Origin of the sequence: Acinetobacter sp. Z1, from assembly GCF_024296945.1 — a bacterium.
GTDB lineage: Bacteria > Pseudomonadota > Gammaproteobacteria > Pseudomonadales > Moraxellaceae > Acinetobacter > Acinetobacter beijerinckii.
Genome location: NZ_CP101115.1, coordinates 231,613 through 254,116, shown reverse-complemented (window position 1 = coordinate 254,116; position 22,504 = coordinate 231,613). Strand labels below are relative to the sequence as shown.

Here is a 22,504-nt window from a genome sequence, read left to right as displayed (position 1 = left end):
ACATCCGTTTTGATGTGGCGAAAAGTGTCACTTGGTCGATTGGCTGCTTACGATGGCTTAGGCTAATACTTCTAACGGACCATTCGTAAGGCTTGCTCAAGTCCTCGTTGTTTAATCGCTGCACCCGCTCCAAACCATGCAGAATCTAAACGATGATCTGTACTCATCGCTCGACGCTCATGGTCACAGAACTCGGTAATCGAGCACAGTAATCCATAGGCCGTGTCTTTGGCTGAAGTCAGTTCTGCACCTCGTCCATGTCCGTTAAACATGGTCATGACTTTCGACATGGCTCGTCCATTCGGTTCAGTTTTGGATGAATTTGTTTGATTTGGCATGGCGGCATTACGGTAAAACTGGATGATGCTTTCATCCTGCTCAGCCATACTCAGATTAGTATTGTTGAATACAGCATCAAAATAAGCAGCGGCTTCCTGTTGTGTCACCTTACGCTGACTGAGTTGCTTCATTTCATACATGTGTTCATCCCATGCACGGACTGAAATACCGAGTTGTTGTTTGACTTTCTCGGCATCGAACTTGGTGCTATGCGGAACTTTAACTACACCTGCACTGGTATTTTGTCCTTTGAGGGCAATGGCTAAAGTGTTATTACACACCACACGGATAGAGGTAAATTGAGCTGTCGTTGCCAATGTGCCATCACAGGCTGTTGCTAAAAGAATGTAGCCATTGCTGACATCTTTGCCTTTTAAGGCAGATGTCTGTCCTGTTTTAGCCAAAGCCCAGAATTTCTTGCCACCTTTGAGCACCCCTGCGGTTTCCAGCTCAAAGCCTGATTGTTCAGTCAGATCACGATAGAAGTGTAAAATTTCCATCGGTTGTACTTCCTGAAAGCGTTGGCTCACAACTGATAACGGTACATGGGTATCAGAACGATAAAGTACCCGCTGTTCTTCAAAGGGCATAATCATGTTTTGCCCGCGTTGGTTTTGCGCCATATAACTGACATCGGAAGATTCAATCCGCCAGTCCATGCCTGCCTGCTGTGCCCAAACTTCTATAGGTTGATTCGGTGTCAATTGATTGCCTAAACCATGCCAAGGGGTTTGTCCAACGAATGCCATTGTTTCAACTAAATGTGCCATAAGATGTATCCTTTATTCTGATTTGAATGATGTCTTGCTCAGTATTTATGTGTGCTGATGCTTGATCGGGTTTGATCTGCCAGTACTAAAATCACACCACCTAATGCAGCCCCTGCCACGCCACCGAGCATCGGTGAAAAGCCGATGGACTTGGCAAGGTTCATACCCAGCACTGCCAAAGTCGTCGGTGCGCTGGCAAGGCTGAGTTGCAGTGGTTGTGGTTCTCTAAAGCGAGGGCTATACGGTTCTTCTTCTGTGTCCAAATACGACATGGTGTTTCTCCAATGTTTAAGAAATGAATGTTTAAAACGCCTTGATTGAGATCATCAATTCAATGCTTGGCGTTGCTTCATTTCCGTAATATGTATTTGAAATAATTTGGAATCGTATGCCTGTTCATTTTTTACTGAGTTGTACAAATCAGCAGGACAAATCGAATTGACCTATGAAATCGTTATGATTATGATGAGCTTGCTGACCTACATCGTCAGTCGGTTTTAGCAGACCGTATCCTAAGTGCACTAAAAGATTCGTTCTTTTGGTGTGAACCCTCGTGCTCCCTCTGCGGTAGAACGGGAGGGGGACACCTTCGGGTGTGCTGATTCTTAGGTTCAGTCTGCTAACCCCTTTTCGTTCTGCCACCATTATTTAGCAGTAATTGGTAGAACTTCTTAAATACCTAAGGAGTCAATCATGACTGTTTTCTTTATTTCTCAGTATTCCCCGCCCTTGCCTATTTATTCTGGCGCGTCCTTTGATCGACTCGATCTTTTGATTCGGTAAATTCATTTCGTCATACAGCCGCTTTGTTGTTATTTGGGCATGTCTCTACTGCCAATCTTCAATGATGGATATGCATCGTTGATAACTGACCACGCCTAATTATCTGCAATTCAGTCTGTACGCATTCTAAAAAATCATAAACAACAAGAATCAGGAATACATTTGAATGAACAATCGAATCCACGCATTTATAAAATGCAGTGCTGTTGCAGCCTGTCTATCATTGTCTAGCCTGAGCCATGCTGATGTGAAAAGCATGAATCAGTTTTATAACAATCCAGCCAGTGCTCCCAAAGTCACACGTTGTAAAGGTGATGTGTATTGCAACGCCTTTTATGCACTGTCTAAACAATGGCAAGTCATTCCCAAGAATTACAAATTAAGTGGTTATCAACTCATAAGCTTTATTGAAGACAATGACGGTGAAGGTTTAAGCCGTGGCTTTGCCCCACCGCAACAAGATCGTGCTTATCAGATTCTAGAAGCGGGTGAAAAAGTCTTTAATGAAAAAGCTCGTAATGATGCTGATCGACTGGTGTATGTCAAAGGACTCGCGGTACTTCATTACATCGATCGTGGTCAAAACAGCAAATAATAAAAAGGAAGCTATTTATGAATTATTCAATTAAAACTTTGCTGCAAGGAACTGCGGTCGCAAGTTGTACGCTATTTACAAGTTTAAGTCATGCGGATATGAGTCAAGTCATGGCACTGATCAACGATCCTGCAACTGCACCAGCGGTGCGTCGTTGTGACAACAATCCAAACTGTAATGCCTTTGTCGCAATCAGTAAGCAGTGGCAAGTGATTCCGAAAGACGATCCATTACGCTATTACATTTACAGTGGTGATTTGAATGCCTTGATCATCGAAGGCAAAGATTTGCATGATCCTAAATTGCAAGAAATCGATGATTTGGCGTATCAGATCTTTGACTACAATGCGGAGAATTTTAATGACAGGTGGCTGTACATCAAAGGCTTAACTGTACTGAAGTACGTTCAGCGTATGCAATCAACACAGTAATCAGCCCTCCGACTTGATACCGCCATTATTGATTTAATAGGACTCCACGCCATGAAGAGACTCATACTCGCGGCTGTAATTATAGCTAGCCTCACTGCATGTAATAAAAAGCCTGTTGAAGAATCTGCTGCTGCAAGCGATATCGCCAACACTGATTTATCAGAACTGAAAACACAAGAAAGTAGCAATCAACCCGACTGGCCTTTGGATGCAGCCAAAGAGCAAAAAGCAGAAGCTGCTGCGATTGCTCATGATCAATATGACCCAGACAGTATTTATACAGGCGCGAATAATATTGCCATTCCCCCACCACAACTTAAGAAGAGACTTCGACCTGGCGAATCCGTTGAAGTGAAATTCCGACCTGTAGATTCATATCCAATTTTTAAAGTCATCGCCAGTACAGCCAACAATACCACTCGCTTAAGAGTCGTTTCTGAAGTTGAAGACGTGATCGACAAAGTTGAAATGAATCATGGCGAATGCACCATTCAGCGAATTGAACCAAATACAGTGAAGTTTCCAAAATTGATGTACTACGGTGCAGTCTTCGATCTAGTACTCAACCACTGTACCTCAGAACAAATTCAGCAGGTTGATCTTTACACCACGCGTGGCAAATTGGCTTACACGCCAATTGTTGAAGAATAGCTGATACAGGAATTAATCATGAAAACACGTTTACTGATTTTAATGTGCAGCTCAATCGTATTATTCGGCTGTAACAAGAACAATGCATCTCAATCCAACCAAAATTCAGCTGAAAATACTCTAACTGCAAGTGAAACAGCTCAGATTGATGCCGATCGTCAACAATTAATGGATGAACTGGCAGAGTATAAAGACAATCCAAATCTACAGCCTGTGCAACTGAAATTAGCCAATGCCTATTATGAAATGCTCAAAACAGGTGCTGGTGATCTAGACGAGATTCGTGCTTTTATTAGTGAACTTCAAGAAACTGAACAAGCTGTGGTCGAACAAGCAGCCCAACCAACTGACTCAGCTAATGAACAATTTGAAATTCGACTCACCGCAAAGCCGTTGCCTGATGCTACAGCACATTATGCGGCAACCATTATTAATCGACTTGAAGTGATCTCGCTCAATGATACGAGTACGGCAATCACGTCGGTGAAAGTCAATCGAGGCAATTGCCCTGTAGGTGGTGGTGAAAATTACAAGAATATGCAGTACGGCACTGTTGCTGAAATCATTATTCGCTGTGATGCCAGTCAAGTTCGTGAAGTCACTTTAAGTACAGCCAAGGGTGAATATACTTTTGATATGAATGGACAGTAATCAGTAAGAGAAGTACTGGCTTGTCGTACTTCTCTGTATTACATTTCAATCATCGTAATGATTTTAAGGTACGTAAATGTCTTGAATTGAGTACTCAAATACGCCATCTGTTTCAAATACCCTGATAGACAGAATTAAATCGCTACGCCCTTCTCGTTCTGTAAACAAATCAAGAATGACATCCCAACAAAATCCCATCCATAATGCTTGTGAAGTTACCCAAGTTTCATCAGGCAAACTCACCAAAGTTTCACCATAATCAGTGATATTTTCTGCAATCTCTTGAAGATTTTCTAATTCAATATTTTGAACACCTTCAATACGACTAATAGCTGATAAATCATTATTTTTAAAGGCTTCCACAATTCTAATAAGTGTCTCTCTCCAAACAGTAGGCACTTGGGTTGCAGTCTCATCATCATATACAACAGGAATATCTGTGGCCATTATCGAATACCATTTATATTTTTTGAATTATAACAACTATCCATATCGATACTAAAATTCTCCACTACGATTAGCATATGATACTTTAATGATATATATTAATAATCAAATAGTTGCAAGGAGCGTTTAAAGTGAAATTCTTCTTTCTTTTAAACTGTGCTACAGACTTTTATGGCAATAAAGATCAAACCTAAGATTGTTTTTAAGATCTAAAAGTAAATAAATTAAGGGAAACCAATGACACATTCTCTAACAGCAAAAGAACAATCTTTGGCGAAAATTTTTAGTGACGATTATGTATTTACAATACCTGGTTATCAAAGACCTTATTCATGGGGCAAAGAGCAAGCCCAAGAACTTTTAGATGATTTGTTAGGGGCATTATCATTAACCACTTCAGATATAAGTAAGGCTGCTCCCTACTTTTTGGGTAGTATTGTACTAATCAAAGCTGAAAACTCGCCAGAAGCAACTGTAGTTGATGGTCAACAACGTTTGACAACACTAACCTTATTACTATCTGCTGTTCGTGCTGTAGTAGAAAACCCTGACGTTCAGGCTGGGATAACAAAGCGTATCTATGAACATGGTGATGTGGTATCTAATACTCAAGCACGCTATCGTTTGTCTTTACGTGATAGAGACCGTGATTTTTTCCGCCAACATGTACAGCATGAAAAAAGTCTAATAAATTTACTTGAACACAATAGTCCTCTACCTGACGCACAAGCTCGCTTAAAAGCGAACGCACAAATATTTGTGGAAAGATTAAGTCAATTGTCACAGCCTGAACTAGTCAAACTTGTTCAATTCATCATCACTCGTTGCTACTTAGTCACAGTAGCCACTCCTGATCTTGATTCGGCATATCGCATCTTTGGTGTTATGAATAGCCGCGGAATGGATTTGAGCGCAACTGATATTCTTAAGGCAGAAGCAATTGGTGGCATTAATCCCTCATTACGAGAGATTTATACAAATAAATGGGAAGAAGAAGAAGAAAACCTGGGACGACATGCATTTGGTGAATTATTTAGCCATATTCGTATGGTTTATCGTAAAGCCAAACCTCAAGGAACTTTACTTAAAGAATTCAAAGACCATGTAACACTTTTTAGTGATCCACAAACTTTTATAGATAGTGTTCTCTTACCTATGGCTCTGGCTTTCAGCCAAATTAATGGTGCAGATTACGTAAGTAACAAACATGCTGAACAAGTAAACAAGCATCTACATTGGTTGAATCGTTTAGAATTCAAAGATTGGGTACCACCATCGCTTGTTTATTTAGCAAAGTATCGGGAAGAACCCGATATGATTAAATCATTCTTTAGTGACATGGAACGCTTAGCTTTTTCAATGCTTGTACGCAAAGTAGGTGTTAATGATCGTATTGAACGTTTCTCATCGCTTACAAAATCAATTGAGCAAAATGCTGATCTAACCGATATCAAATCGCCCCTCCAATTAACTCTACCTGAACAATACGATACGTACTCCATGCTAAATGGAGCTCTGTATGATACCCATGCACCTCGAGCATTAGCACTTTTACTTTTAAGATTAGACCACCTTCTATCAGATGGAAGTGCATCTTATCAATATGATGTTGTGTCTGTTGAACATGTTATGCCTCAACAACCAGCACCAAATAGCCAATGGAGCCAATGGGTACCAGATAAGTCGATATATCAAGAATGGGTACATCGACTTGGTAATCTAGCTTTATTAAGTCGCCGTAAAAATAGCTCAGCCAGCAACCGTGATTTCACATGGAAAAAAACAACATATTTTACTAGAGGTGGAGTCAGTAGTTTTGCTCTAACAACGCAAGTACTGCAACATTCAGAATGGTCAACTACTGTCATGCAAAAGCGGCAAAATGATATGTTGCAGGCATTTGAAACTCATTGGAAATTACAAGATCGTAAAAGCAAAACTGAGTTAGCAGAAGCGAGACTACATGAACTTGGACTATCATCTCTTACTTACTTTGAACTAGAAAGCGCTAAACACGGTCTTAGCGCAGTTGCATTTGAAAATGGTACTGTATTCACCGTTCAAGAAGGTTCACAGGCAAAATTAGATTGGACAGGACAACCCCATTCTTACATGACCTTACGGGAGGAGCTACTTCAAAAAGGTTTACTCATAATGTCTGATGATAAATCTCATTTTTTATTTACTAAAGATATTGACTTTAATAGTCCTAGTGCAGCATCTGCAACAGTATTGGGACGTACAGATAATGGGCGTAATTCATGGCGCATACAAGGAACATCTATAAGCTATGCTGCATGGCAAGAAAATCTACCTAAAGACCAAAAAGTCACAGGTCAAAATGAAAATGCTTAGGATTAATTATCCAATAGTGAATGTATTAGATGAGTGATTTAAACCTTCAAAAATTTAAGGAAGCATTAGCTTCCTTAAAATTTCCAAGCCCCCGCCAAAAAACTTTTTTAGAAATAATTGATTTACATCGTATTGAGTCCGTTAGCTCCAAAGTCTTAGCTTATTTATTAGATAGCGAGGCTAATCATGGACTAGGAAACTTGGGGCTATTAGCGTTAATACGAGCTGCAAAAATAAAAAATAAACGTATACCCAAAAGCCTAAAAGTCAGTACTGAGTATCCTTGCGATGGGAACAAAGGACGAATCGATATCGTTGTTGAGATGCAAGATCAACTAATTATTATCGAGAACAAAATAGCTCACTCTTTAAATAACCCTTTTGATTTATATGTAAGACAGTGTATTAAAGACTTCAGGCATATCAACCCCGACCAAAGGCTTTACATATTAATGGGGAATCACCTTCCTAAAAATTTACCAAAACCTTTCATGTTTGTTAGTCATTCAGATTTTGGAAAGGCCCTTGTCTCACTCATGCATAAAAATGAGAATACTCTGCTGCAAGATAATTATTACTCTACCTTTATTTTGGACTATATTACAGCTATGGAAAGTATGAATAAAAAATCCGTCAGCACAGAAGAACAAAATCTCCTAGAGTTTTGCGTAGATAATTATGAAATTTTGGAAACATTAGATTCCCAACGAGAAGTAATCCGCCAACATGCAAAAAAAATGCTTATAGAAACAATTGAGCATTTAGATGCAACAATAGCTGGAAATCTTTTTCCAAGTAGCAATTTGAAGTTATATAAAAGTGATTATTGGCGGTGGTTAGGGGCCTACAGTATTTCTATTCCAATTAAAACCAAAGGTATTCGGTACTATATTTACCTTTCAATTGAATGGTACTTGAAAGATGCTTATGTAGTTATAGAATTCTGGAAACGATCACCAGAATATCAGGTAGCTTCTGATGATGTTATAAATATGCTAAAAGATAAGGGATTTAAAAATATTATGCTTAATGAGCGTAATGAAGTTACTCTCTATCAACACCCTACTAAAAATCTAAATGTGGAAAAATTTGCTAAGGAAATTAGTAAAATACACAATCGTATCATGCAAGAAATAGTGTGAACTTACACTATCTTTCATGTAAAAGCTAAATTGTAAGTATCAATTAAGAGAAGTCATTTCTTCACACATGACTTCTTTTCCTCATTAATAAACGACGATTCCCTTTCTCATACTGAGCAACACCAAACGTCCGCATACCAGGTATTTTAGACCTCAAATACTGAAATTCCTTTTCAGGATTGACCAAGTACTTAGCTGCATTAATTGCATTAGCAACCTGCTGAGGATTGTTACGATGAATCATACCAATACCCAGTGTGCCCTCTCGCTCAAACTTCTTAATGTATTCAGTATCATGGCAATTAAAGTACATGCCTGTACTCCCTGTGATTTCCAACCAAGCATCACCAATCAACTTAGCTAAACCAAAACCTTGTTGATGTTTATGCCCATCATAGATCAATAGAATATGTGCATGTAGACCTTTGGTAGCACCTTCTTCCAGTGCCCATGCATAACCTTGTAGGTCACTAAAACACCCGTCCTGATTGGCTAAACGCTGTCTAAAGGTATCCATGTGTTGCTGAAAGACACTGACATCAACTTGATACTGCTGTTCTTTTAAATAGCCCAAATCAACACGAACAAACAATAGCTTGGAATAGTGCTCAGTTAAATCTGTTAGGTATTGCTGTATACGTTTCTGATTTCTTTTTTCTTGATTTTGATGGCGTGTCATGAAATCCTGCATATCTTGTAGACTCTCATAAAACATGATCTTGAGGTATGAAATATCCTCATGGTTGAAATGAATAATCTGATCATAGGACTGAGGCATTAGGATTGTATCTATTTTAGCAATGACATTCATAAAGCCTTGAATACTTGGTACATAGCTTAAATTATTCTGATTTAACACTTTAAATGCTGGTACTAAATCAGCCAAAGCATACTTTAAGTCCTCATTATCAATCTGATCGTTATAGACCTGATGCACTAAATGATCAATAGCTGTTAATACACTAGATGGATTGAGTGGTACTTTATCGAAATTTATCATGAACTTCACTACGACAATTGAATCATAGTAAATAGACTCGTGTGATAATTTACTTATGTCAGATTTATATGAATAAAGATATAATTCTAGTCTATTGATTAATATAAATAATCTTAGATATATACTAAGGATATATATAGACTTATAAATGAATATTAGATTAGTGATATGTTCATTTCATAATATTAATAACCTGTTCATTTGAGCACATAGACCCACGATGTCGTGGCGGCAGCCCCATCACCGAATCCACCTTAGCTAAGACAAAATTGGAAATTATCCAGTAAGCTAGAGTTACGTATCTCTCAGCTACTTTGACTTGATTACTGAACCTTTAGAAAACAACTTTTTCTTTTGAATGTTAGATGCAAGAAAATAATGCCTAAAGGTAAAATAAGGGACAATATTATGATAAATATCTTGCTTGAGTCTGTGATCAGATGCCTCCACTGCAACGAAATATTGCGTTAACGAAGATGTTGCAAGAGATAAGACCGCATCCTGTTTAACACAAGGATTAGCATCTTGAATATGCCACTGTAGTTTTTGTAATTTATTTTCAATAAATTCTTTCCACTGGTTATCTAGCTGGAAGATGAAATCTTTACCCCCATAACTTTTATGGTATTGCAAGATAAAAATTACATCTACAACTGGCAACCCATCACTATCTAGCAACCAAACCAAGAAATATCCTTTCAAGCCTTTTAAAATAGCCTTCGAACGATAGATTCGTAAGAAATCAGTGAGGTTTTTAGAGAAAAAATCTAAATTAGTTATGGTCGTACAATAAAACTGAGCACGAGTGATAAAACTGTCTTCTTTAAATAGGTTCTTTACATACTTCTGCGTATTTAAAGTCTGGTTGATAAAGTATGAAATATTCTTATCTACGGTTGGAGAAGTGTTTTTCAGGATTTGATCACTTGGACCATACGCTATTGTTCGAACAGAAAATACTCCCTTTTCATCTCTAAAAACACTTTTTTTCAGAATGTCATTAAAAAATGCCAATTTTTTCAAATTAAGTAAAATACTATGAGCTTCGTCTTGACCAACTATATTTTTAGTGATGAGAATCGTATTCCATAAATCACTGTAGAAAAGTTGATTCAACACCCCGCCTCGCATGTTGTTATAAAAATCTATACTTCCAATAGAAACAGTCTTTTGTTTAAAGTATTTATATAAAAATAAAAGTTGATTACCTAAACGGGTCACTCTTATTTGATTTTTCTTTTTCGTCGTTGCTGCGACATCAAATCTAAAAAAGGGTTCATTAGAGTGCTTAAGTGAATCGATAAAAATTTCCAAATACTGCAAAACACGCTTAGCATCTAAATCAAAATTTGGGATATTGATCTCATTAACAAAGACATTAAGATATTGATGCTTTTGTATTAAGGCTTCTGGTAAATGCTCGACTTTCCAAACTGCTTTGGAATCGCTACTATAATTTTGTAGAGCATGATATTGAATCAATTGTTCTTGATCTATATTGCTCCCTATAAATTGAAGATCAATATTCCATTCATGACTATGTATGTGATTAATCTTTAAAGCATACTGATCCTGAACAATAGGATTTAAACCAATATAGAAATCATATAAGTAATAGTATCCTACGTGCCAATGGCAAAAAGCTTGTAATTTTTCTAGAGTATCGATTGTACCTGATGTTTTCATACCAGCCACAGAATCTATAGGTATACTCCTATCATGCATTTCTGCAAGGGTATTGGCGATCACTGGTTTTAATTGATTTTCTATAACTTGTTTTGTTATGCCAGCTTCCTTAGGATAGACCAAAATGCAGCTATAATTCAGACCATATCGCCCATCATCTTCAAGCTTAAAAAACCCTTTTACCAATCGCTGATCATCATGCAAGCTTAACTGAACTCTTTCCAGAATAGGTTTAATATTATTGATGAATCGATCATAACCTTCCTCCCCACGATGATCATTCGGGAAATGAATTTCTATGTTCAACACTTCCAGCAGAGCATAGCGATGAAACAATTTTTCCATCTCTAGATAAGCTTTTTCGATATTCAGGATTACTATATTTTCCCTTGTTTTCCCAGCATGATTAAAGCTGTTATTCATTTCCATAGAAAATGATGATTGCAAAAAATCAGGAAGATGCTCTAAAGAAAAATTACCATCCTGATAAATTCGATACTTTTTAAAATATTCTCTCAGAAATTCATAACCGTCATATCGAATTGAATCAACAAGGTTGTTTTGCCGACAAAAAAAGTGATTTATCACATTTTTCTCATCGGAGGAAAATGACTTAAATGCATCAACCCATCCATTTCTACCAACCCAATATTCCAACCTAAGATCGTAAAATTTTTCTATCTCTCGAATTTTTTCTATAAATTTTATCTGTTCAAGCGGAAGCGAGTACTGCTCCCATAAACTTTCCCGCACACCCACAAGATGTGTATTATATTTATATCTCAATAATGAAAAAAAAGAATAATCGCTAATAATTTTATTTTTATCTAAAATCATATCAAGAGCCATATATTTTATAGTGTATAAATTATAAATAAAAACTATTATTCATGATATCAAAATTATTAATTAAGTACTTAAATCTATTAATTAAGCTTTTATTAAATATAAATCAAAACCAAATATAGATCAATTTTCAATCAATTTTTACTATTTCATCTACACGAACTGAAAATATCCCACTTGAATAAAAATTATGAGTCAAAGATATAAAAAATATGTCATTAAAAAATATGGTGCATGAAAGACAGATAACCTTTCTCAATCAAGAAAAATTACTTTCTTTTTACTTTAATTTTTTATATTAATTTATTCACGAATTAAAATTATCTAGACAAGTACTCAAAGCAATGTTTTCTGTACAATAGAGATTTTGAGCTAACTAAATAGCTTAAGACTTTATTGGGTATACAAAGAACATTTATAAGAATTTCTTATTTAAATTTTAATGATTAGTTATTTTACATGTATGTTTATAAAATTAAAAAATGTATTGAAAGAAAGACCCTATAACAACACCTCACTTTTACAGATTAATATTTAGCCGTTTTATTGGTTTTTTGGTATGTCATTTTACTATTTCACAACAGCAGAGACACTGATCCTCCCATTGCTCCTTAAACGATTTTCAGGAAAATAAACCTCCTGACAAGGCTTGCCTCATAGAGCTAATAATAAACAGCAATTCATTTACACCTAGCATCCTAATCACACTTAGAACATCGACACATCCTAACTCTTATGTCGATGTTTTTTATTTTTATCGACATGACGCCCTATTCATGTTTATGCTATCGACATAACTTATTCTCATGTCGATTTTTTCAATTCGCATCGACATAACAATAAATAATGGAAGAAATACGATGACCCAATGGCAAGCAACTGAACCGTATAACGATCTGCCCCCTTTACCGCCAGAACAGGATGTAGAGACCAAGACAGTACTCAAGTTATGTATTGAAGCTAGAGCAGCCTTGGCTGAATTAAAGCAGGCAGGTGAACTCATTCCGAATCAAACAATCCTAATTAATATCATCCCATTGTTAGAGGCAAAGGACAGTTCTGAAATTGAGAATATTATCACCACAACAGATAAGCTATTCCAACATGCACAAGGCCCTGACGATCAAGCAGATCATGCCACTAAAGAAGCTCTAAGATACAGAACAGCACTATATCAAGGCGTACAGTCCATTCAGGAACGCCCTTTAAATACACGTACCGCTATCGGGATATGTCAGACGATTAAAGGTGTGGATTTGGATATCCGTGCAACTACAGGCACAGCGTTAAAAAATAGCTATACAGGAGCAGTCATCTACACACCACCTGATAGGCAGGAAACGATCCGTAACTTATTATCCAACTTAGATCAGTTCCTACATTACAATGAAGACATAGATCCGTTAATCAAGATGGCAGTGGCTCATTACCAATTTGAAGCGATTCACCCTTTTGTTGACGGTAATGGACGTACAGGGCGGATTCTTAATATTCTGTATTTGATGGATCAACAACTACTGACTTTGCCTATTCTTTATCTGAGTCGTTTTATCATTCAAAATAAAGCTAAATACTACGAACTGCTATTAAGTGTGACTACACAAGAAAATTGGCAAGAATGGATTTTATTCATGCTACAAGCAGTGAAGAATAGTAGTGAGTGGACAATCGCCAAAATCAAAGCAATCCGAAACTTGCATGAACATAGCATCGAATACATTAAAAACCATGCTGAAAAGATTTACTCAAGAGAATTGGTCGATGTGATTTTTGAACAACCCTATTGCCGTATTTCTAACCTAGTCGAAAAAGACATAGCTAAAAGACAGGCTGCATCCACCTATCTAAAAAAATTAGTTGAGTTAGGGGTACTGGAAGAAATCGCTGTCGGCAAAGAAAAATTATTTCTACATCCAAAGTTGTTGCATCTGCTAACGAGTGATGAAAACCAGTTTAGCCTTTACAGTGATCAATAAGCGAAACCTCTGATGTTTTATCTTAATAGCAGTAAAATGAATCAAGGCTTCCATGTTATAGTAAGAACAATAGCTATATAGCTAAAGAAGTACCCTCATACAGCTGGGGGTATAACTGGGGGTAAAACATAAAAAATGTTTTCTAATTTTAATTAATTATCATACACTTAAATTAAAAAGTTTACTCCCTCTCTCGCCAAATATACTTTCTATGATATCTCATAGAGTCCTAAAAGCTTAAATCTAAAGGGTTTAGGCTTTTTTTATTGCCTTATGTTTTCCAATTGACCCTATTGGATCCTGAAGTAGTTGGGGGTAAAATAATTTACCCTTATTTTTTACTCCCCAATTTCGATAAAATTAGCTTCAAACTTTAAGTTGAAGGCTATTTAAAAACATTGATTGATTGGAATTTACTACGATCAATTCGAGTAGAATTGATAAAAAATCAACAATCAAATTGAAATTATCTATTTGCTCACTTTTTCGCTTGTTTTTTAAATTAGATTCTGTAAAATTCTCGCCACGTTGCCGGCATAGCTCAGTTGGTAGAGCAACTGACTTGTAATCAGTAGGTCCACAGTTCGAATCCGTGTGCCGGCACCATCAAATTCAAAAAAGGTTTAAACTTTCAGGTTTAAGCCTTTTTTATTGCCTAGTTTTTCACTGCACTAATTTGAATATAACGAACTAAACCATCTTGGTAGAGTTTTCGGCATAGCTTCGCTGTCATTTCGATTTTTATTTGCGGCAAGTCAAAACGTTTCTGCTCAATTGTTCTGTTTTCAATATATGTCGCAAAACCATTTAAAACAGGTTCGGAAAAATCTTGAATTTCAACCTCAGCATATCCTTGTTCCGATAGGGTTCGCGTCAGTTGTTGCTCATTCATTAAATTTTGCCAATTCACATCAGCACTTTTGAGCAAATAACGGTATTGTTGTTTTTTAAACTTTGAACAATCTTGCCAAGTATCTGACCACATTAAATAATGAAAGGTCAAATGACCTTTTGAATTCAAAACTGGAGATACTGAACTGAGAAATGAATTTAAATCACTGTGATATGCCGCATCAACACATAGTACTGCATCAAATGAATTTAAAAGTTTCAGTGCTTTTAAATTTAAAAAAGATTCGCAATAACTATGTATCTCAGGTAATTGTGTTTGAATCCGTTTTACACAATTCGGTTGTAATTCAACCGCACTGAGTTGTTCGATAGAATAGTGATTTATCCAATGTAATAAGCTGGCACCTTGACCACATCCAATGTCTAGAACACGATCATTTTTTTTTAATTGCGCTGAAATTGCAATTTGATCTGCAAGACTTTGGCAAGCCAAACGATAATCATGATGTTGGTCTTGCCAATATCCTAAATTACTCCAAGCAAGTAAAGAATCATCACCGAGACGTGTTGCATCAATTGCATACTTATGTCCGAAAACTTTTTCAATCCATCCTTGCTTGGGGTTAGGCATTTTTAATAACCAAGTTCAGGAGCGACATTTACTTTTGGTTTAAGTCCCACAAATGGCACTGAAGCTCCTAAAATTTCAGAGATGTGCATGGCTGAAGTTACCGCTGATTCTAAAATTGGCAAACCATCACATGACCATGAACCACAATAGAACACCTTACGATTTTGTTCCAAATGTCGTTCTTGTATTTTCTTATTCAACGCAACAGTTTCGATATCAACCACTGCCCGAGTAAGGTTAACTTTAGAAATAATTTTCTTTGGATCAATATCAATTACAGGACACCATGTTTGGAATACGGCATTTTTACCGACCAATGAAGGTTCTACAGCATTAATCCACACCGTAAACTGTTGTCGTGTGAATTTACGATCCATCATATAACTGAGTACCGCCCAATCTTTACGGCGTTGCGGCATCACAATTGGATCGGTATGAATGACTAAATCACCTTGTTCAAATCTAAATTTCTTTAACAAGGCAATATCTTCAGCGAACTGAGGCTGTTTCAAGAAATTTTCAATTGCAGGAGTCGGTGTCGCTATCACGACTCGATCAAACAACTGACTCTCACCTTGTTCATTGGCAACTAAAATTTTATCGCCTTGTTCTTCGACTTTTTGAACAGGTGAGCCACTATGAATTTCAATACCTTCAATCAAACGATTGACTAAAGCTGGTGTACCGCCTTTCATACGAAGTAGCGCTTCACCTTCAGTTAACTGGCGAATAAATTCTAATAATGGTTTTGCTGGCCACTCACCTATGGTTTTAGGATGACATGTGCAAATCGTATAGAGTACAGGCATCACCGTTCCATGCCAAAATACTTCCTCAATATGATATTGATTCATAAATTCAGCCAAGGTGATATCTTGATTGTCTGATTTAAAGAATTGATGCACAGCCGTTTTGAGTTGCAACATCCCTTTGACTAGACGCCAACCATATTGTTGAATGCCTTTGCGATTGTTAATAATCGGAAAATTACCAATACGACTACGCGATGTAGTTAACCATGTATCTGTTTTATCTTCAAATAACCAACTGCATGCCATGAAGGTACGCACTGGAAAAGTTTCTATGCCTAAATAACTGGCCAAACTGAGCGTGTTTTTCCAAAGTTTAGGATTCATCACACGTAAAGGTGCATCAATTATGCCACCATCAAAATCGATACTGTGACTATCCATGCCTCGTCCAGCGAGTGCTTCGAATATCGTTACTTTATGTCCTGCATCATGTAGGATTCTGGCTGAGGCAAGTCCTGCCATTCCACTGCCGATAATTGCAATATCCAAAATTATGTCCCATCAGTTGATGATTTTTCTTGATTATGACTGATAGTTAACTCAAACACCGTATTAAAAAATACCAGATTCAGCATTTAAGTCAGACTTTTGTCGTAACACCCCTGTTCATTTATTGTTACATTTTATCACAACTTGTTTTTTTAGCTTAACTCAATGAAATTATTATATTTAGTATCGTAAATCCAACAATACTATACAGAACATTCTATATTTTTTCATTTTTAGGGTGTTAAGGGCTTTGCAAAGTAAAAAAATCGCGCTATTCTGATTACACAACAATGAGAACCGAGTCACATAATAAACTGTATAATAATAAGTGACCTAATATTAAAAAAATCAATAGAGGAACCTTACAGCGAAACCCCATAACTTTAAAGGAGTTATGGGGTTTCTTATATAAATAAATGATTTTTAATGAATTAGCCTTGCACTACACCAAACTTACCACTATTGAAATCATGTACTGCTTCAACAATTTCAGCTTTGCTATTCATTACAAACGGTCCATAACCTTCGATTGGTTCATTTAAAGGCTGACCAGTTAAAATCAGGAATTTACTGTCTTGTTCGGCTTTAACATTAAAGTCAATTTCTTCACGACTTAACACCACCAAACTTGGAGCTTCTATCCGCTGGTTATCATTCAAAATCACCTCACCAGAGAGCACGACCAATAATGTGGTATGTCCTTCAGTCACATAAAATGTGTGGGCCTGACCTGCCACAATTTTGCCATCCCAAACATTGACTGGACTAAACGTTGTAGCTGCACCCACTGTATCTTGATATTGACCAGCAATCACACGTAATTCACTACCAACATCATCTAAGTCAATGCTTTGAATTTGAGTTGATTCAATTGCTTGATATTTTGCAGGCGTCATTTTTGAATGCGCTGGCAAATTGACCCAGAGTTGAACCATTTCAAACAAACCACCATCATGAGCAAACTCAGGCGAATGAAATTCTTGGTGCAAAATACCACCACCCGCAGTCATCCATTGCACATCACCTGCTTTAATCGTACCACCGCCACCCGCTGAGTCTTTGTGTGTTACTTCACCTTGATAAGCAATTGTAACTGTCTCAAAACCACGATGTGGATGTGTTCCTACGCCATGTTGCGCATTGGTTGGCTCAAAGCGATAAGGTGCTGCATAATCCAACAATAAAAATGGACTAATTGTTTGCCCTAAACGATCATAAGAGAATAAGTTATAAACAGGAAAACCATCGCCAACCCAATGCATGTGTTTGTTTTGGTACACACCAACAACTTTCTTCATTTTGTTTCTCCTCTACGGTAGAAATTCTTTTCTTGAGCTTATTCTACGCTTCGGTAAGCAACACTTATAGAGATGGATTGGCAACACATTATTCTATATATAGGACAATGAAGCATTTTTAATACAACTGATATCTATAATTTGGCTATCATCCTATTTTTAATATTGTTTATCTCATTTTTTGTACTTCTGACCTTTAAATTTTTTCTTTAGCATTATTTCAAATAACACTTCCCATGAAGTAACGATTAATAAATTTTTTCCACAAACCACAAGGATATATTCATGGCTCAAAATTACATTCGCTTAGACAAAGACAATGCCGCTGTTTTACTGGTTGATCATCAAACTGGATTGCTTTCTTTGGTTCGCGACATCGACCCAGATAAATTTAAAAATAATGTGTTAGCGCTTGCAGATGCTGCGAAATATTTTAATTTACCGACAATCTTAACAACAAGTTTTGAAAATGGTCCAAACGGTCCACTTGTTCCTGAACTTAAAGAAATGTTCCCCGATGCACCTTATATTGCGCGTCCAGGTCAAATCAATGCATGGGACAATGAAGACTTTGTTAAAGCAGTCAAAGCAACAGGCAAAAAACAATTGATTATTGCAGGTGTTGTGACAGAGGTTTGCGTTGCTTTTCCTGCACTATCGGCACTTGCAGAAGAATTTGAAGTTTTTGTCATTACCGATGCCTCAGGTACATTTAATGCGTTAACCCGTGATGCAGCTTGGGATCGCATGTCTCAAGCAGGCGCTCAATTAATGACGTGGTTTGGTATGGCGTGTGAGTTACATCGTGACTGGCGTAATGATATCGAAGGCTTGGGTGCATTATTCTCAAATCATATTCCTGATTATCGCAACCTGATCAATAGCTATAATCAAAACACTGCACAAAAATAAATCGTTCACTGAAGATTAGAAAAGTTAATGCTATTCTAATCTTCATCTGAATATAGGACTAAAGCTGCCTTGATGAACTCATTTGATGATTTTCATTATTTTTATCTCGTGGTGAAACACGGTGGTTTTAGTGCTGCCAGTGAAGCAGAAAATATCAGTAAATCTAAATTGAGCCGTCGTATTATTGAGCTTGAAAATAAATTTAATGTGAATCTCATCCAACGAACCACACGGCATTTTAAAGTAACTGAACTGGGACAAGAGTTCTATGACGAATGTTGTAAAGTGATTGCTCAAGTTGAATGTGCAGAAAATGTATTACTCAAACAGAAAAGCGAACCGCAAGGTTTAGTCAAAGTTAGCTGTCCACCGTTGATGATGCATTTTCAAATTCGCAAATTATTAAATCAATTTTTAAAAACTTACCCTAAAGTTGAAATTGCCTTGGAGTTGACCAGTCGGCGTGTTGACGTGTTACATGATGATATTGATATTGCAATACGTACCAGTTTTGAACCCAACGAAGACTCTAGTTTAATCATACGCGATGTGATTCAAACTGAACATTGTTTGGTCGCTGCACCTGAACTTTTACAGGGTAAACAAATCACACACTACTCTGAATTATCAGGTTATCCAAGTGTAGCTTTAGGGATTCAAAAAAACCAATATATATGGCATTTATGTGGTGTCAATCATGATGAAACGGTCGATGTGCCTTATTCGCCGCGAGTACGAAGCAACGATTTGGCTGGTGTTTATTATGCTGTCAGTGATGGTTTGGGTATCGCAGATTTGCCCTATTTAACGGTTCAAGCTGACATTGAAAAAGGAAAGCTGATCCATATTTTGCCCGAATGGAAGTCTAATCGAGGTACAGTGCAATTAGTCTATGCCTCGCGCAAAGGACAGCGTCTAGTGGTTGAAAAATTGCTTGAAATGCTGATTGAAAATTTAAGACGTTTGCCTGAAAGCCATCACGGCTATAGCCCGACCTAACAAATAAAAAACGATCATGAATGGGCATGATCGTTTTTTATTAAACAGATTTGAGTGTTCAACCACCCAAGATTTACTCAGATAAATCCATACACAAGTACTTCATTTCGAGATATTCATCGATACCAAACTTTGAGCCTTCACGGCCTAAGCCTGATTGTTTAACACCGCCGAATGGCGCAACTTCATTTGAAATTGCTCCCGTGTTAATTCCAACCATGCCGTATTCAAGCGCCTCGCCCACTCGCCATTGACGAGCTGCGCTTTGAGTAAACACATACGCCGCCAAACCAAATTCAGTGTCATTTGCCATTGCCACTGCGTCATCTTCAGTTTTGAAACGGAATAACGGCGCAAGTGGACCAAAGGTTTCCTCTTTTGACACTTTCATATCTTGAGTAACATTGGTGAGTACTGTTGGTTCAAAGAAAGTACCACCTAACACTGAACGCTGACCACCAATACGGACTGTCGCGCCTTTTGCAGTCGCATCAGCAATATGTGACTGAACTTTGGCAATTGCATCTTCATCAATCAATGGACCTTGGGTTGATGTTTCCTGACGACCATCACCGACTTGTAGCTTAGACACAGCTTCGACTAAACGATCTGCCAAAGCATCATAGATACCATCTTGCACATAAATTCGATTCGCACAGACGCAAGTCTGACCACTATTGCGATATTTGCTCGCCATAATGCCCTGAACGGCTTGATCGAGATTGGCATCATCAAACACCAACACAGGTGCATTACCACCCAATTCGAGCGATAGTTTCTTAATCGTCGGCGCACATTGCTGCATTAAAATGCGACCCACTTGGGTTGAACCTGTAAAGCTCAGCTTGCGCACAATATCGCTCTCGCACAGCGTTTTACCGACTTCAATCGCATCACCGCTAATATTTAACAAAATATCGGCAGGCAAACCTGCTTTTAAAGCTAATACTTCTAGTGCATACGCGGTCAAAGGCGTTTGTTCTGCTGGTTTGACCAACATCGAACAACCCGCAGCTATTGCTGGCGCAGCTTTGCGTGTGATCATCGCCGCAGGGAAATTCCACGGCGTAATTGCAGCTGTTACCCCGATCGCTTGTTTAATCACAAGCAAACGTTGGTTTGGCAATGTTGGCGTTAATACCTCACCATCAATACGACGAGCCTGTTCTGCAAACCAACGAATGAATGAAGCAGCATAACCAATCTCACCACGTGCTTCAGCCAATGGTTTACCTTGCTCAGCAGTTAAAATCTGTGCGAGATTTTCTTTATGCTCAAGCATCAATTGATACCATGCAAACAACACATCAGCACGAACTAAAGCAGTTTGCTTTTTCCATGTAGCTTGCGCTTGGGCTGAACGCTGAATCGCTGCTTCAACACCAGCACGGTCATAACTTTTCACCCATGCCAGTATTTCACCTGTCGCAGCATCTTTCACTTCGATATCGTTATGCGCGGCTGGTGCAGCTAGTGAAATATCGGGATGCTGTAATAAATACTGCAAATTGTTTTGAATCATGCAGATTGCTCCACTGCTTGTGCACTGTCTGCTGTTAATGCTGCAAAACCTTGTTTTAAAATATCGAGACCTTGACGGAATTGCTCAGCAGGAATGGTTAACGGATATAGGAAACGAATGACATTACCGTATTTACCACAAGTGAGAATCAATAAACCATGTTCCATGGCATAACTTTGTACTGCTTTTGCTTGTTCAGCTGTTTCTAGCTCGGCAGCAACCATTGAACCCAAAGCACGAATTTGAGTGACAACATCGCCTGAAGTTTCTTGAATTTCTTTTAAAACAGCGACCAACTCTGCACCAAGCTCATTAGCACGATCACACAAGTTTTCTTCTTCAATTGCATCAATCACAGCATGCGCAGCAGCAACTGCGATTGGACTACCTGCATAAGTACCTCCCAAACCGCCTGGGTTTGGTGCATCCATCACTTCGGCACGTCCCACTACACCTGAGATTGGGAAGCCTCCACCTAAGCTTTTCGCCATCGTGATCAAATCTGCTTTTGTTTCATAATGATTCATGGCAAATAATTTGCCTGTGCGCGCAAAACCAGATTGCACTTCATCAGCGACCAATAAAATACCGTGCTTATCACACAAAGCACGTAAGCGTTTTAAGAATTCGGCTGGTACAACGTTGAAACCGCCTTCCCCTTGTACAGGTTCAAGTACAATTGCCGCAACGTCATGTGGTGCAATATCTTCACTAAAAATATCTTCAACGCTATCAATCGCCGCTGCAACCGAGATACCTTTTTCTGGCACTGGATAACGAGCATGGAATACGCCAGCTGGCATTACACCAAAATCACGTTTATAGGGTGCAGTTTTACCTGTCATTGCCATCGTCATAAATGAACGACCATGGAAACCGTTACCAAAAGTAATGATGCCGTGACGACCTGTATATGAACGTGCAATCTTCACTGCATTTTCAACTGCTTCTGCACCTGTGGTAAAAAATGCTGTTTTTGCTGCACCTTCAATTGGCGCACGCTGATTAATACGTTCAGCTAAAGACACATAACTTTCATAAGGTGTCACTTGATAAGCGGTATGGGTAAATTTAGTCAGTTGCTCTGTTACCGCAGCGATCACTTTCGGATGACGATGCCCAGTATTGAGTACTGCAATACCACCTGCAAAATCGATATATTGCTTGCCTTCCTTGTCCCAAATGGTTGCATTTTCGGCTTTTTCTGCATACCACTGACACATCACACCTACGCCACGTGGGGTTGCTTGCTGTTTACGAACATTAAGTGCAGAATGTTGAGTGTCCATTTTATTCCCTCATATTTCATCATCAGTT

At 37.9% G+C, this 22,504-nt stretch carries 19 protein-coding genes and 1 tRNA gene; 10 read left to right on the top strand and 10 right to left on the bottom strand.

What is annotated here, in order from left to right:
* Nucleotides 1-71 precede the first annotated feature (71 nt).
* Both NGC85_RS01155 and NGC85_RS01150 read right to left on the bottom strand, forming a co-directional pair.
* Nucleotides 72-1,109, bottom strand: a complete 1,038-nt coding sequence (locus NGC85_RS01155) for a DUF932 domain-containing protein (protein ID WP_254804580.1) — start codon at nucleotides 1,107-1,109, stop codon at nucleotides 72-74.
* Nucleotides 1,110-1,147: 38 nt separating this feature from the next.
* Nucleotides 1,148-1,381: a hypothetical protein gene (locus tag NGC85_RS01150; protein WP_254804579.1), complete on the bottom strand. Its 234-nt coding sequence runs from the start codon at nucleotides 1,379-1,381 to the stop codon at nucleotides 1,148-1,150.
* A 677-nt stretch (nucleotides 1,382-2,058) separates the two neighbouring features.
* On the opposite strand from NGC85_RS01150, the gene NGC85_RS01145 reads away from it, so the two are divergent.
* Genes NGC85_RS01145 through NGC85_RS01130 form a run of 4 tightly spaced genes read left to right on the top strand, consistent with a single transcriptional unit; the run spans nucleotide 2,059 to nucleotide 4,220 of the window.
* Nucleotides 2,059-2,487, top strand: coding sequence for a hypothetical protein (locus NGC85_RS01145; protein ID WP_254804578.1), 429 nt, complete (start codon nucleotides 2,059-2,061; stop codon nucleotides 2,485-2,487).
* 17 nt (nucleotides 2,488-2,504) lie between these two features.
* On the top strand, nucleotides 2,505-2,918 hold the full coding sequence (locus NGC85_RS01140) for a hypothetical protein (protein ID WP_254804577.1): 414 nt from the start codon (nucleotides 2,505-2,507) through the stop codon (nucleotides 2,916-2,918).
* A 51-nt stretch (nucleotides 2,919-2,969) separates the two neighbouring features.
* Nucleotides 2,970-3,569, top strand: a complete 600-nt coding sequence (locus NGC85_RS01135; protein ID WP_254804576.1) for a hypothetical protein — start codon at nucleotides 2,970-2,972, stop codon at nucleotides 3,567-3,569.
* 18 nt (nucleotides 3,570-3,587) lie between these two features.
* The gene (locus tag NGC85_RS01130) at nucleotides 3,588-4,220 is read left to right on the top strand and encodes a hypothetical protein (protein ID WP_254804575.1); all 633 of its coding nucleotides are present in this window, start codon (nucleotides 3,588-3,590) and stop codon (nucleotides 4,218-4,220) included.
* A gap of 63 nt (nucleotides 4,221-4,283) precedes the next feature.
* Here the strand turns inward: NGC85_RS01130 and NGC85_RS01125 are convergent, their stop codons facing one another.
* Entirely contained in the window at nucleotides 4,284-4,667 is a 384-nt protein-coding gene (locus NGC85_RS01125) for a hypothetical protein (RefSeq protein WP_005052395.1), read from the bottom strand.
* A 237-nt stretch (nucleotides 4,668-4,904) separates the two neighbouring features.
* Between NGC85_RS01125 and NGC85_RS01120 the strand changes: the two genes are divergently transcribed.
* Both NGC85_RS01120 and NGC85_RS01115 read left to right on the top strand, forming a co-directional pair.
* Nucleotides 4,905-7,022, top strand: coding sequence for a DUF4357 domain-containing protein (locus NGC85_RS01120; protein WP_254804574.1), 2,118 nt, complete (start codon nucleotides 4,905-4,907; stop codon nucleotides 7,020-7,022).
* Between the two features lie 29 nt (nucleotides 7,023-7,051).
* Complete coding sequence (locus NGC85_RS01115; RefSeq protein ID WP_254804573.1) at nucleotides 7,052-8,164, top strand: PD-(D/E)XK nuclease family protein; 1,113 nt, start codon at nucleotides 7,052-7,054, stop codon at nucleotides 8,162-8,164.
* 61 nt (nucleotides 8,165-8,225) lie between these two features.
* Here the strand turns inward: NGC85_RS01115 and NGC85_RS01110 are convergent, their stop codons facing one another.
* Together NGC85_RS01110 and NGC85_RS01105 are read right to left on the bottom strand one after the other, a co-directional pair.
* On the bottom strand, nucleotides 8,226-9,164 hold the full coding sequence (locus tag NGC85_RS01110; protein WP_005052401.1) for an inovirus-type Gp2 protein: 939 nt from the start codon (nucleotides 9,162-9,164) through the stop codon (nucleotides 8,226-8,228).
* Nucleotides 9,165-9,473: 309 nt separating this feature from the next.
* On the bottom strand, nucleotides 9,474-11,687 hold the full coding sequence (locus tag NGC85_RS01105; RefSeq protein WP_254804572.1) for a hypothetical protein: 2,214 nt from the start codon (nucleotides 11,685-11,687) through the stop codon (nucleotides 9,474-9,476).
* A gap of 869 nt (nucleotides 11,688-12,556) precedes the next feature.
* On the opposite strand from NGC85_RS01105, the gene fic reads away from it, so the two are divergent.
* Together fic and NGC85_RS01095 are read left to right on the top strand one after the other, a co-directional pair.
* Nucleotides 12,557-13,672: a protein adenylyltransferase Fic gene (gene fic, locus NGC85_RS01100; RefSeq protein ID WP_005060096.1), complete on the top strand. Its 1,116-nt coding sequence runs from the start codon at nucleotides 12,557-12,559 to the stop codon at nucleotides 13,670-13,672.
* Nucleotides 13,673-14,202: 530 nt separating this feature from the next.
* Nucleotides 14,203-14,278 (top strand) — tRNA-Thr (locus NGC85_RS01095).
* Between the two features lie 49 nt (nucleotides 14,279-14,327).
* Here the strand turns inward: NGC85_RS01095 and NGC85_RS01090 are convergent.
* From NGC85_RS01090 to NGC85_RS01080, 3 genes are all read right to left on the bottom strand, one after another.
* Nucleotides 14,328-15,155, bottom strand: a complete 828-nt coding sequence (locus NGC85_RS01090; protein WP_254804571.1) for a cyclopropane-fatty-acyl-phospholipid synthase family protein — start codon at nucleotides 15,153-15,155, stop codon at nucleotides 14,328-14,330.
* Between the two features lie 2 nt (nucleotides 15,156-15,157).
* Nucleotides 15,158-16,456, bottom strand: coding sequence for an FAD-dependent oxidoreductase (locus NGC85_RS01085; protein WP_005052408.1), 1,299 nt, complete (start codon nucleotides 16,454-16,456; stop codon nucleotides 15,158-15,160).
* 431 nt (nucleotides 16,457-16,887) lie between these two features.
* The gene (locus NGC85_RS01080; protein ID WP_254804570.1) at nucleotides 16,888-17,754 is read right to left on the bottom strand and encodes a pirin family protein; all 867 of its coding nucleotides are present in this window, start codon (nucleotides 17,752-17,754) and stop codon (nucleotides 16,888-16,890) included.
* A gap of 285 nt (nucleotides 17,755-18,039) precedes the next feature.
* On the opposite strand from NGC85_RS01080, the gene ycaC reads away from it, so the two are divergent.
* Nucleotides 18,040-18,666 carry an isochorismate family cysteine hydrolase YcaC gene (gene ycaC / locus NGC85_RS01075; protein WP_254804569.1) on the top strand — a complete coding sequence of 209 codons (627 nt, stop codon included), beginning with the start codon at nucleotides 18,040-18,042 and terminating at the stop codon, nucleotides 18,664-18,666.
* 72 nt (nucleotides 18,667-18,738) lie between these two features.
* Nucleotides 18,739-19,665 carry a LysR substrate-binding domain-containing protein gene (locus NGC85_RS01070; protein ID WP_254804568.1) on the top strand — a complete coding sequence of 309 codons (927 nt, stop codon included), beginning with the start codon at nucleotides 18,739-18,741 and terminating at the stop codon, nucleotides 19,663-19,665.
* A gap of 73 nt (nucleotides 19,666-19,738) precedes the next feature.
* On the opposite strand, the gene NGC85_RS01065 is transcribed toward NGC85_RS01070, so the two are convergent.
* The gene (locus tag NGC85_RS01065; RefSeq protein WP_254804567.1) at nucleotides 19,739-21,187 is read right to left on the bottom strand and encodes an NAD-dependent succinate-semialdehyde dehydrogenase; all 1,449 of its coding nucleotides are present in this window, start codon (nucleotides 21,185-21,187) and stop codon (nucleotides 19,739-19,741) included.
* Nucleotides 21,184-22,476 carry a 4-aminobutyrate--2-oxoglutarate transaminase gene (gabT, locus tag NGC85_RS01060; protein ID WP_254804566.1) on the bottom strand — a complete coding sequence of 431 codons (1,293 nt, stop codon included), beginning with the start codon at nucleotides 22,474-22,476 and terminating at the stop codon, nucleotides 21,184-21,186. The genes NGC85_RS01065 and gabT overlap by 4 nt, the downstream gene beginning before the upstream one ends.
* Nucleotides 22,477-22,504: the final 28 nt, after the last annotated feature.